The organism is Acinetobacter sp. YH12144 (assembly GCF_013418345.1).
In the GTDB taxonomy this organism is placed as follows: domain Bacteria; phylum Pseudomonadota; class Gammaproteobacteria; order Pseudomonadales; family Moraxellaceae; genus Acinetobacter; species Acinetobacter amyesii.
On sequence record NZ_VPCD01000007.1, the window covers coordinates 22,757 to 35,851 of the forward strand.

At 43.0% G+C, this 13,095-nt stretch carries 10 protein-coding genes; all 10 read left to right on the forward strand.

Annotated features, from left to right (window positions below):
• The first annotated feature begins 16 nt into the window (after positions 1 to 16).
• The 10 genes from aroK (at position 17) to FTU79_RS05665 (ending at position 13,082) form a co-directional block, all read left to right on the forward strand.
• Positions 17 to 562, forward strand: coding sequence for a shikimate kinase AroK (gene aroK, locus FTU79_RS05620; protein WP_078189378.1), 546 nt, complete (start codon positions 17 to 19; stop codon positions 560 to 562).
• Between the two features lie 15 nt (positions 563 to 577).
• Entirely contained in the window at positions 578 to 1,660 is a 1,083-nt protein-coding gene (aroB, locus tag FTU79_RS05625; RefSeq protein ID WP_180049171.1) for a 3-dehydroquinate synthase, read from the forward strand.
• A gap of 7 nt (positions 1,661 to 1,667) precedes the next feature.
• Entirely contained in the window at positions 1,668 to 2,507 is an 840-nt protein-coding gene (locus FTU79_RS05630; protein WP_180049173.1) for a hypothetical protein, read from the forward strand.
• Between the two features lie 445 nt (positions 2,508 to 2,952).
• Complete coding sequence (gene gltB / locus FTU79_RS05635; RefSeq protein ID WP_180049175.1) at positions 2,953 to 7,428, forward strand: glutamate synthase large subunit; 4,476 nt, start codon at positions 2,953 to 2,955, stop codon at positions 7,426 to 7,428.
• A gap of 69 nt (positions 7,429 to 7,497) precedes the next feature.
• Entirely contained in the window at positions 7,498 to 8,919 is a 1,422-nt protein-coding gene (locus FTU79_RS05640; protein WP_078189374.1) for an FAD-dependent oxidoreductase, read from the forward strand.
• A 239-nt stretch (positions 8,920 to 9,158) separates the two neighbouring features.
• Positions 9,159 to 10,043, forward strand: a complete 885-nt coding sequence (locus FTU79_RS05645; protein ID WP_180049177.1) for a metal-dependent hydrolase — start codon at positions 9,159 to 9,161, stop codon at positions 10,041 to 10,043.
• 161 nt (positions 10,044 to 10,204) lie between these two features.
• Positions 10,205 to 10,795: a LemA family protein gene (locus FTU79_RS05650; RefSeq protein WP_078189372.1), complete on the forward strand. Its 591-nt coding sequence runs from the start codon at positions 10,205 to 10,207 to the stop codon at positions 10,793 to 10,795.
• A gap of 29 nt (positions 10,796 to 10,824) precedes the next feature.
• Positions 10,825 to 11,892 carry a TPM domain-containing protein gene (locus tag FTU79_RS05655; protein ID WP_180049179.1) on the forward strand — a complete coding sequence of 356 codons (1,068 nt, stop codon included), beginning with the start codon at positions 10,825 to 10,827 and terminating at the stop codon, positions 11,890 to 11,892.
• Positions 11,886 to 12,446, forward strand: a complete 561-nt coding sequence (locus FTU79_RS05660; protein WP_180049181.1) for a TPM domain-containing protein — start codon at positions 11,886 to 11,888, stop codon at positions 12,444 to 12,446. The genes FTU79_RS05655 and FTU79_RS05660 overlap by 7 nt, the downstream gene beginning before the upstream one ends.
• A gap of 204 nt (positions 12,447 to 12,650) precedes the next feature.
• Positions 12,651 to 13,082, forward strand: a complete 432-nt coding sequence (locus tag FTU79_RS05665) for a pilin (RefSeq protein ID WP_180049184.1) — start codon at positions 12,651 to 12,653, stop codon at positions 13,080 to 13,082.
• The last annotated feature ends 13 nt before the right edge of the window (positions 13,083 to 13,095 follow it).

Consider the following 13,095-nt stretch of genomic DNA (forward strand, 5'->3'; position numbering starts at 1 on the left):
AGAAATAGGTGACTCCTTGCCAAGCAAAGAGTTTGAAACCCTACCAAATATTTATTTGGTAGGGCCAATGGGGGCAGGAAAAACAACCGTAGGGCGACATTTAGCAGAATTGTTAGGACGTGAATTTCTAGACAGTGACCATGAAATTGAACGTAAAACAGGTGCGACCATTCCTTGGATTTTTGAAAAGGAAGGGGAAAAAGGCTTTAGAAGTCGTGAAACGAATGTCATTGATGAGTTAACTGCAAAAAAACAACTGGTCTTGGCGACTGGTGGTGGAGCAGTGACTCAGCCCCCAAATCGTGAATTTTTAAAACAACGTGGTATTGTTGTTTATCTATATACTCCGGTGGAAATTCAGTTACAACGAACCTACCGCGACAAAAATCGTCCACTTCTACAAGTGGAAAATCCAGAGCAAAAGCTACGAGATTTATTGGCTGCCCGTGATCCTCTTTATCGTGAAGTCGCGCACTATATTATTGAAACCAATCAAGGTGCCGCGAGAGATCTTGCGCAAAAAATTTTTAATTTAATTGTTTCACAAAATATATCTCGTTAGAAAAAGGTTAAATTCATGCAAACCTTACATGTTGAACTTGGTGATCGTCGCTACCCTATTTTTATTGGGAGTGACCTCAATCCACAAACTTTACTTGAGCCTTATATTCAGGGTAAACAAGTAATGATTGTTTCTAATACCACAGTTGCTCCGCTCTATTTAAAACATTATGTAGATGCAATTGGGGCATTAGGGAAAACCGTTGCAACATGTATTTTGCCTGATGGTGAAAAGTATAAAAATTTAGACCATTTGAATTTAATTTTTGATGCCTTGCTCGAAGCAGGCTTTAACCGCGATTGCACGGTTTTGGCATTAGGTGGGGGTGTCATTGGGGATATGACCGGTTTTGCCTCTGCATGCTATCAACGTGGTGTGTATTTTATTCAAGTGCCGACGACTTTGCTTTCTCAAGTGGATTCAAGTGTCGGCGGAAAAACGGGGATTAACCATCCACTGGGTAAAAACATGATTGGTGCTTTCCAGCAACCCCAAGTGGTCCTTGCTGATATGGCGCAATTAAAAACTTTACCAGCGCGTGAACTTTCTGCAGGTTTGGCCGAAGTGATCAAATATGCATTGTTAGGTGATGTTGAATTCTTGGCTTGGCTTGAGCAACATATGGATGCATTGGTCGCAGGTGATGCAACCTTGTTAGCTGAAGCCGTATATCGTTCATGTGCGCATAAAGCGCGTATTGTGGCCAATGATGAAAAAGAACAAGGTGAGCGTGCGTTATTAAACCTGGGTCATACCTTTGGTCATGCGATTGAATCGTACTTAGGATATGGTGAATGGTTACATGGTGAAGCCGTTGCAACAGGGATGGTAATGGCTGCAGATTTGTCCCATCGTATGGGCTGGATTACAGCTGAAGATTTAGAACGTACAAAAAAAATCATTTTACGTGCACAATTACCGATAGTTTGCCCTAAAATTCCGCTAGAGGAATTTTTGGCGTATATGTCCCATGATAAAAAAGTATTGAATGGGCAATTACGACTTATTTTACTGAAATCATTAGGTCAGGCCATCATCACCAAAGAGTTTGATGTTGAGTTAATGAAACAGGCAATTTTGGCAAATCAGGCAGAGTAGGTACATCATGGCAGCGCGGCAGTCTCAATGGCAAAAAGTTCATCACTACGCATGGTTGGTGGGTGGAGCTGTGTGTCTGTTCGCTGCATTGGTTTTCTGGGCGATTACAGATACCAAAGAATTGGTTGAAGTTGAAAAACAAGCAGAAACTGAAGTGGATTTGCAAATTCAGCCCGAGAAAGTGGCGGCAATGTCCCATCTTGGTGCGTTAAATGAAGAAGTGCGTCCACTTGATATGACGACCCGTGTGGTTGCTACAGCTCAACATGAGCCAGAATTTCGCGGCACTAAGTTTATCAATGATTCTGCCAAACTTTATGGTGTTGAATTATTTCGGGTTTCTGAAGAAGATATATTAAAAAGCTTCTTACGTAAGCAGCCTGAGCGTCACAAATTTATTTATCTACGTCTTTCTGGTGAAGACCATCCTGAGCAATACGTCATTTTAACTGGACCATATTCGTCGCAAAATGATGCCAAAGCTGCAATGTCGAGCCTTAACATTGCTTTGCCTGCTTCAATTAAACCTGAAGTTGTGGAATTTAAACAATATCAAGCATATGTGAATGACTTGGGCACGGAAGAAATGTCGTCGAGTCAAAAGTTATATGCTGTTAAATTAAAGTCTGTGCCTTTACCGAAAATTGATGAAGCTCAAATCGCAGCACGAAAAGCAGCGGCTGCAGCGTCGGTAACAACTCCAGCTAATGCAACAACAAGTACTACGGTGACTCGCCGTGATGCTGAAGGGAATGTGATTGATGTGCAAAAATCACAAAGTAGTGTAGATGCACCACGTCTAAAACCTGCACCGGTAGAGCAAGAAGTAACCGATCCATTCAATTAGTTCTAAAATAGCGCAAGATGTCTTAGGAAAAGTCTAAACTGCACAGAAAAAGTGCATAAAATTATAAAAGAACAATTTAAATTATTTGTTATAACTAAAAAATGTTTGTAATCAGCCATCTTAGGAGAAAATGCATCAAGTTGGCATGTATATTGCTTAATTGGTGCGTAAATTGAACTTTTCTCCCTGTTTTGGCGCGAAAATGATTCGATAAAAGTGCGAAGTCATTAATCCAGTCGTTATCCCTGATCTGAACTGCAAAAGCAGAAAATTTGACTTTTATTCATGCATCTAAGATGAATTCGGTTTATCTTAAGGGTGTGAATAAGAAATAATTTTGCTCGACAGAACAATTCATGTGAGTAAGTTAAGACGAATCGCAACAAGAAATTAGTTTGTTAAGTGCTCGAAAGAGCTGTAAAGAAAAGAAGGGTACGCTATGCACATGCCATCGCCTAATACTGTAGCTCCCGCTCAAGGTTTATACCAACCGGATGAGTTTAAAGATAACTGTGGTTTCGGTTTAATCGCCCATATGCAGGGTGATGCAAGCCATGATCTCGTCAAAACCGCAATGCATAGTTTAAGTTGTATGACCCACCGTGGTGGTATTGCCGCAGATGGCAAAACCGGTGACGGCTGCGGTCTACTCCTTGCTATGCCCAAAGAATTTTTCCGTGAAGAAGCGAAAAAACTCAGTGACATTACATTGAGTGAAATCTTTGCTGTGGGTACGGTATTTCTAAACCTAGACCCTGCATTAGCCGCACATGCAAAACAAATTTTAACCAAAGAAATCGAAGACGAAGGTTGTAAAGTCATCGCTTGGCGTGTTGTGCCAACCAATAACGATGCGTTGGGTTCAATCGCGATGCAGTCATTGCCTGCATTTGAACAAATTATCGTAAATTGCCCAATGGGTGTTTCAGAGGTTGAATTCAACCGTAAGTTGGTGATGGCACGTCGTCGTGCAGAACAACAGCTGACTGCTGACCCATACTTCTATGTAACCACTTTATGCTCAACTGTGATCAGCTATAAAGGTTTGATGATGCCAGCAGCCATTGCTGATTTCTATACCGATCTTGCTGATGAGCGTTTAAAGTCACACATTGTTGTATTCCATCAGCGCTTCTCAACCAATACCTTGCCTCGTTGGCCATTGGCTCAGCCGTTCCGTTACTTAGCACATAATGGTGAGATCAATACCATTACCGCAAACCGTAACTGGGCGATGGCACGTACACCAAAATTTGAAAACCCATTATTGCCGGGTTTAACTGAGCTGAATCCAATCGTAAACCGTACAGGTTCGGATTCTTCAAGCTTAGACAATATGCTGGAAATCCTTGTTGGTGGCGGTATGGATTTGTTCCGTGCGCTGCGCATGTTGGTTCCACCAGCTTGGCAAAACGTTGAAACTTTAGATGCGGATTTACGTGCATTCTATGAATTCAACTCAAAACATATGGAAGCTTGGGATGGTCCAGCAGGTCTGGTAATTCAAGATGGTCGTCATGCGATTTGTATGCTTGACCGTAATGGTTTACGTCCAGCACGTTGGGTGATTACCAAAAATGGTTACATTACTTTGGCATCCGAAATTGGTGTTTGGGGTTATGAACCAGAAGACGTTGTGTCTAAAGGCCGTGTCGGTCCGGGTCAAATCTTGGTGATTGATACCTTTACCGGCAAAATGCTCGATACTCAAGATGTGAGTAATCACCTCAAACGTATGCGTCCGTACCGTCAGTGGTTACGTGAAAACTCAGTACGTGTACAAGGCAGTCCAGAGCTAGAAGAATATTTATGTGATCAAGGCTTAAAAGGTGATGACCTGAAAGCTTCACAAAAAATGTTCATGGTGACCTTTGAAGAGCGTGACCAATTGCTTCGTCCAATCGCTGAAAGCGGTCAGGAAGCCGTGGGCTCAATGGGTGATGATACGCCAATGGCAGTATTGTCTCGTCAAGTGCGCCATGTGTCTGACTACTTCCGTCAGCAGTTCGCTCAGGTTACGAATCCGCCAATCGATCCATTACGTGAATCGATCGTAATGTCGTTAGAGACATGTCTCGGCCGTGAACAAAATGTATTTGAACAAGGTCCAGAGCACGCAGATCGTCTGATCATTTCAAGCCCAGTATTGTCAAATTCGAAAATGCATCAAATTCGTACCCTTGGTCGTAAAGGTTATGAAATTGCAGATATTGACCTGAACTATGCAGAAGATGAAGGATTAGAAGCTGCTATCGCGCGCATTTGTGAAGAATCTGCACAAGCGATTCGTGATGGTAAAACACTACTCGTATTGTCTGATAAGAAAATCCGTCAAGGTTTCTTACCTGCAAATGCATTGATGGCAACAGGCGCGGTTCACCACTATTTAATCAATGTGGGTCTACGTACCGATGCCAACATCATTGTGGAAACTGGTTTGGCGCGTGATGCACATCAGTTTGCGGTGATTCTTGGTTTCGGTGCGACTGCGATCTATCCATACTTGGCTTATGACGTGATCAATGACTTGATTGCAAAAGGCGAGTTGTTGGGTGACCCAATTCATGCACAAGCGAACTTCCGTAAAGGCATTGAGAAAGGCTTATTGAAAGTACTTTCTAAGATGGGTATTTCTACAGTTGCCTCTTACCGTGGCGGTCAGTTATTTGAAGCAGTCGGTCTTTCTGATGAAGTGGTTGCAAAATGCTTTACTGGCGTACCGAGCCGTATTAAAGGCGCAACATTCTCTGATCTAGAAAATGACTTGAAAAAATTGGCAGATTTGGCGTGGAAATCACGTAAGCCAATCGATCAAGGCGGTATGTTGAAATTTGTATTCGGTAAGGAATATCACGCCTTTAACCCAGACGTGATCAATGCGCTGCATAAATCTGTGCGTTCTGGTAATTATGCGGACTTTAAAGAATACGCAGAGCTAGTGAATAACCGTCCAATCGCGACGATTCGTGACTTATTCAAGTTAAAAACTGACAATTCGATTGCTTTGGAGCAAGTTGAATCCGTGGAAGAAATTCTGCCACGTTTTGACTCGGCTGGGATGTCTTTAGGCGCATTATCACCTGAAGCGCACGAAGCCATTGCAATCGCTATGAATACCATTGGTGGTCGCTCGAACTCAGGTGAGGGCGGCGAAGACCCAGCGCGTTACGGCACAATCCGTAACTCGAAAATCAAACAAATTGCATCTGGCCGTTTTGGTGTGACCCCTGCATATCTTACTTCTGCAGAAGTCCTTCAAATTAAAGTGGCGCAAGGTGCAAAACCAGGTGAAGGTGGTCAGTTGCCGGGCGGTAAAGTGAATGGCTTAATTGCACGTTTACGTTACTCAGTACCGGGTGTGACATTAATTTCTCCGCCGCCGCATCACGACATCTACTCAATCGAAGATTTATCACAGTTAATTTTCGATTTAAAACAGGTTAACCCACAGGCGATGGTGTCCGTTAAGCTGGTTTCTGAGCCGGGTGTTGGTACGATTGCGGCAGGTGTAGCAAAAGCATATGCAGACTTCATTACCATTTCTGGTTATGACGGCGGTACAGCGGCTTCTCCACTTTCTTCAATTCACCATGCAGGTTCTCCATGGGAGCTTGGTCTATCTGAGGCACATCAGGCGCTTCGTGTGAATGACCTACGTGGCAAAGTCCGTGTACAAACCGATGGTGGTTTGAAAACAGGTCTAGACGTTGTGAAAGCAGCGATTCTTGGGGCAGAAAGTTTCGGTTTCGGTTCTACACCGATGATCGCATTAGGTTGTAAATACCTACGTATTTGCCACTTAAACAACTGTGCGACCGGTGTTGCAACACAACAAGATCATTTACGTCAGGAACACTATATCGGTGAGCCTGAAATGCTGATCAATTTCTTCCACTTTATTGCGGAAGAAACACGTGAATGGTTAGCAGCGCTAGGCGTTTCAAGTCTGAAAGATTTGATTGGCCGTACAGATTTACTGGAAATGCTTCCGGGTGAAACTGAAAAACATGCACACCTTGATTTGAGCGCATTGCTCCAATCGCATCCTGCGGCTGAAGGTAAAGCTCAGTACTGTGAAGTACAAGGCAATGCACCATTTGATAAAGGTCTCTTGGCTGAAAAAATGGTGGCAGAAATGCTGCCAGCGATTGAGGCAGGTACAGGCGGTGAATACGGTTTCACTATTGGTAACTGTGACCGTTCAATTGGCGCGCGTATTTCAGGTGAGATTGCAAAACGTTATGGCAACCTCAGTATGGAAGCACACCCTGTTAAAGTTAAATTAACAGGGACTGCAGGTCAGTCATTGGGTGTTTGGAACGCAGGTGGTTTACACATCAGCCTAGAAGGCGATGCGAATGATTACGTGGGTAAAGGTATGGCTGGCGGTCGTATCTCGATCTTCCCACCTAAAGGTTCACCGTTCCAAACGCAAAATACTGCGATCATTGGTAACACCTGTTTATATGGTGCAACAGGCGGTAAATTGTTTGCTGCAGGTACAGCAGGTGAGCGTTTTGCAGTACGTAACTCAGGTGCGTTTGCTGTGATTGAAGGTGCAGGCGACCACTGCTGTGAATACATGACAGGTGGTATCGTGACTGTATTGGGTAAAGTGGGTCATAACTTTGGTGCGGGTATGACAGGCGGTTTCGCTTATGTGCTCGACCTCGACAATGACTTTGTAGACCATTACAACCACGAACTGATTGAATTGAACCGTATCTCTACAGAGTCGATGGAAGAACATAAAGAGTTCTTGTGCCGTATCTTAGATGAACATATTAAAGAAACAGGTAGTGCTTGGGCGTATAAGATCCGCAACGAGTTTGACTTCTATAGCCGCAAATTCTGGCTTGTGAAACCAAAAGCTGCTAATTTGCAGACTTTGTTGAAAACAACTCAAGCTGATCCACAATAATTCCACTACTGCAGATTTGATAGGCAGGTGTAAGTCCAAACATGCTTACACCTACCCACGGAGAGAGACATGGCAGAGCGCCTAAATAATGACTTTCAGTTCCTGGATGTAGCACGCCAAGATCCAGAGAAAAAAGATCTAGTTGTCCGCAAAGCAGAATTTGTGGAAATCTATAAACCGTTTACAGCTGAAGTTGCAAAAAACCAAACGCACCGCTGCTTAGGTTGCGGTAACCCATATTGTGAATGGAAATGTCCAGTACATAACTACATTCCAAACTGGTTAAAACTAATTGCAGAAGGTCGCATTTTCCAAGCGGCTGAATTGTGTCATCAAACCAACACCTTGCCTGAAGTTTGTGGTCGTGTGTGCCCACAAGACCGGTTATGTGAAGGCGCGTGTACGCTAAATGACGGCTTTGGTGCAGTCACCATTGGTAATGCTGAAAAATACATTAACGATACAGCCTTTGCATTGGGCTGGCGTCCAGATATGTCACACGTTAAGTGGACAGACAAGAAAGTTGCGATTATTGGTGCAGGCCCTGCTGGCCTTGGCTGTGCCGATATTCTTGTACGTAATGGTGTGAAACCAGTTGTATTTGACAAACGCCCTGAAATTGGTGGTTTGCTGACATTTGGTATTCCAGAATTCAAAATGGAAAAAGATGTGATGAAACGTCGCCGTGAGATTTTCTCTGGCATGGGCGTTGAATTCCGTCTAAATACTGAAATTGGTACAGATGTGACCATTGATCAGCTATTGGCTGATTACGACGCTGTATTCATGGGTATGGGAACCTATACTTACATGAAGGGCGGTTTCGCGGGTGAAGACCTTGTTGGTGTGCATGATGCACTGGATTTCTTGATTGCCAATGTGAACCGTACGCAAGGTTGGGAAAAAGATCCATCTGAATACATCAGCATGGAAGGCAAAAAAGTGATTGTTCTGGGTGGTGGTGATACCGCGATGGACTGTAACCGTACCTCGATCCGTCAAGGTGCCGAATCCGTTGTCTGTGCCTACCGTCGTGATGAAGAAAACATGCCGGGTTCACGTCGTGAAGTGAAAAATGCACGTGAAGAAGGTGTGGATTTCCAATTTAATCGCCAGCCAATTGAAATTGTGGGTGAAAATGGCAAAGTGACGGGTGTTAAAGTTGTGACTACACAGCTTGGCGCGCCTGATAGTCGCGGTCGTCGTAGCCCTGAGCCAGTTCCAGGTTCAGAAGAAATTTTACCAGCAGATGCAGTATTGCTTGCCTTCGGTTTCCGTACCAGCCCTGCAGATTGGTTTACTACATCAAACATCAGTATGGATGGTTCAGGTCGCGTCATTGCTGCTGAACAGCAAGAATTTAAGTTCCAGACATCGAATCCGAAAATTTTTGCCGGCGGTGATATGGTCCGTGGATCGGACCTTGTGGTAACCGCAATCTGGGAAGGTCGCCAAGCTGCAGAAGGTATTCTTGACTACTTAGATGTTTAAGTCATGACATGCCAGTGATTGCATTGGATTTATTCAAAAAACTCGCTTCGGCGGGTTTTTATTTTTTGGAATTTACCTCAAATGACAAGTAAATGGATTTTGCAGATAAATACGCTGAAAAGTTGTCAGACAGCGCTTTAGAATGGTGAATTATGCAAGTGTGCTAGCACATTTTGCCATGTGTGAAAGAGCTTAGGAATTACATACTGCGATCATGATCTAAATTTTAGGAAGCGACCATGACGCAAGTGACGACACAAAAAACATATCTAAATCGTCCTAAAGCCATTGGCATTACGGTACGTCGAGCACAATTCAATCCTAAAGCGATTCGCCGGCATTATTTTGCCAACTCACCGGTGATGTCGCATTTATTGACGGCATTGTCATCGACCTTTCCCATTGGTGAGCAATTCTTTGTGCATAGCGTGCGTAATGTACGCGATCAAGTCAGTGATGAAAAATTGCAAGCTGAGATCGCAGCATTCATTGGGCAAGAAGCGATGCATTCCAAAGCCCATGCTGAATTTAATGATGCTTGGCGCAGTGAAACCTATAATTTAGATCGTTTCCAAGCATGGCTGGCACGTAAAGATAGCTATGTAAAAAACTTACATCCAAAGATTCAACTTGCAATCACCTGTGCTTTTGAACATTTTACCGCTTTACTTGGTGGCTATATTTTAAGACATCCAGAAGTGCTCAGTACTTTAGATGATGATGCAGTGAAACTTTGGGTGTGGCATGCGATTGAAGAGATTGAGCATCGTGCGGTAGCATTCGATGTATATCAGCATGTCTATGGAGATGACAAAATACGTCGCATGATTATGCGCAGTGTGACCACGGGTTTTGCAAGTCTTACGTTTTATTCTGCAACGAAGCTATTTATGCAGGATAAGAAAAAAAGTTTGCCGAAGGTTGGTGGAAATATATTCGGGGCATATTTATTGGCAAAAATGTTTATTCAACTAGCGCCTGAATATTTGTCATATTACAAAGCAGAATTCCATCCGAGCGAAATTGATTACAGTCAGATCGTGAAATATTGGAAAGAACGCCTTGCTGATGAATATCAAATGGAAAGTTTTCAGACTGAAATTACACCGCAATTGTATAGTTAATTCAAAATGTTAAAAAAGCCCGAGTTGTGGGCTTTTTTTTATGCTAAATATTTTTCGAGTAGATCAGTTTAATCACAAAGAAAATACATAATTCATTCGAAAAATAAGGTTAGAATGAATTTATTTAAACAATTACAAATAAATACTTGAGGTTAAGGGTTATGAATTCAATGAAAAAAAGCATGCTCGCAATCGCATTAGTCAGTACGTTGACCCTCAGTGGTTGTGGCTATAACACATTACAAGTCAAAGACGAGGCCGTTACAGCAGCATGGTCTGAGGTGCAAAACCAATATCAACGCCGTGCAGATTTGGTACCTAACCTTGTCAATGTGGTTAAAGGTTACGCGAAACATGAGGAACAAGTACTGACCGAAGTGACTCAAGCACGTGCCAATGTTGCGGGCTTAAAAGTGGATAAGGAAGTTTTGGAAGATCCAGCACTGTTCCAAAAATATCAAGAAGCTCAAGCGCAGATGACCAGCGCACTTTCTCGTTTAATTGCAGTATCGGAAAATTATCCAGACTTAAAAGCCAATGAGCAATTCCGTGATTTACAGGTTCAATTAGAAGGCACTGAAAACCGGATCGCTGTCGCACGTAATCGCTACATTACTACGGTACAAGACTTTAACGGCTATGCACGCCAGTTCCCGCAAGTGATGACGGCTAAAGTCATCGGTATGGATACCAAGCCTAACTTTAGCGCAGAGCAAAGTGCACAAACTGCACCGAAAGTTGATTTTAATTAATTGGCATCACTGCATTGTGAGGTGGGCTGATGGTGGATTTTGAGCTAAAACATACAGGTTTGTTGTGGCTGCAGCGCATGGTTTTAGCATGCTTATTGTGTGTGGTGAGTTTCACACATTCAGAAACTGCCACCGCTACAGATGTAGATGCTGAAACAGTTGTTGTCGGTAAAATATTAAAAGATCAGCAGTCAGCTACACAAAAAGAAACAACAGCACAGCCTGAAATCAAAATTCAGCAGCCGAATATCGCCAATGATATGGCAGATGGCGAGTCGATTCGTGGCTTGCCGACGCTAAATGAACCGGTAGTTGATCAGGCAAATTTACTTTCGGCTGCTGAAAAGCAAGCCATTAGTCAGAAAATTCTACAGTTGCACGAACAAGGTAAGGCACAAATTGGTGTCGTGATTGTGCCAACCACAGGTCAAGAAGATATTTTTGATTATGCCATGCGTGTTGCAGAAAAATGGCAACTCGGTTCTGCAAAACGTGACAACGGGATATTGATGGCGATTGCTGTGAATGATCGTCGCATACAAATATTAACGGGTTATGGGTTAGAAGGAATCATGCCCGATATCATCGTTAGTCGCATAATTCGTAATCAAATCACACCGTATTTTAAGCAAGCCCAATATGCTCAAGGCATAGATGCTGGCTTAACGGAAATAACACGTATTTTAAATCAAGACCCTGAAGTTGCAGCTCAGGCAGCCCAAGAGTTAAAAGAACGCCAAGAACAAGCCTTACACGAGCAACAAGCCAAAGAGAAAACGTTTACAACGGTTCTCATCATTTTGGTGATTGGTATTTTTGCATCCTTTATTGTCGGTAAGCGTTTAAGTGCCTCAACTGCTGCAGTAGCAGGCACGGTCGCGGGACTGGTCAATGGTGCAGGTCTACTCACCAGTCTGTTGATGGGTGGAGCAATTTTCTTTCTACTGATTACTGCTATTGCTCAAACCATTTTTCAAATGTTCCTTGCTGGTGGTGGGGGCGGTGGAGGCCGTAGCGGTGGTGGTGGTTTTGGTGGCGGTGGCTATAGCGGAGGCGGTGGTGGCTTCGGCGGCGGGGGAGCATCAGGTTCATGGTAACGAAAACAGAAACAACAGAAATTGTCACTTGTCCTAAAACACAGGAAACACAACAACCAAGTTTTAAACGCTGGTTGAAGCACTTCTTTTATATGCCTGCAGCAAACCGCTTTTTTAATAAGCAAGATCAGCAGGCCATTGCTCAAGCGGTAACAGAAGCTGAACATGGCCATGTGGGCGAAATACAGGTGGTGATCGAAGGGCATATTCCGTCAAACCAAGCCTATTACCAAAATACCCGCGCACGTGCTGAGCAGCTTTTTGCTGAACTGGGTGTGTGGGATACGGAATTTAATAGTGGTGTTTTGCTTTATTTAAACTTGTGTGAACGTCAGGTTGAAATTGTCATTGATCGCGGGATGAGACAGGCAACCGATGCCCAAGTGTGGCAGGATATTTGCGCGCGAATTATCCAAAACATGCAAAATAAACAATACCGAATAGCTTTGACGGTTGGTGTAAATGAGATTGGTGAAGTGATGGATCACTTTTATGCAGGTAAGTCTGTAGATCGAAAGAATGAAATCGCAAATGCACCCATAATTCTGCGCTAAAAAACGGTGATAAAGTGACACAAATCGTCACTTTTAAACACAAAAAGAGACGTAATGATTACAAAAAATAAAAATATTTTTTTAAAGTGCTGTTTTTTCTGTTATTTTAACTATAATAAATCTTGGCACGCTCTGTGCTATTTATAAAACAAGCTACATAGCTTTATTAAATAATTAAATTAAAAAACATTTGTGGAGAATGTTATGAAATCAGTTCAAAAAGGTTTTACCCTTATCGAATTAATGATCGTTGTTGCAATTATCGGTATTCTTGCTGCGATTGCGATTCCTGCTTATCAAGATTATATTGCTCGTGCACAAGTAACAGAAGCTGTAACTTTGGCTAGTGGTCAAAAAGCAGCAGTAACAGAAGTACGTGCTAATACTGGCGCTTGGCCTACTTCTAATGCAGAAGCAGGTATTGCAGCTTCTACAGATATTACAGGTAAATATGTATCCTATGTTGAAGTTGGTGCTAGTGGTGTAGTCACTGCGACACTTCGTGGTTCAGGTGTTGCATCTCCAATTGCATCAGGTACGGTTGTATTAACACCAAAAGAAGAGAGTGGTGCATATACGTGGGCTTGTTCATCAAGTCTATCTGCGAAATATTTGCCGCAAGCTTGTCGTTCATAATAATGATGATTTG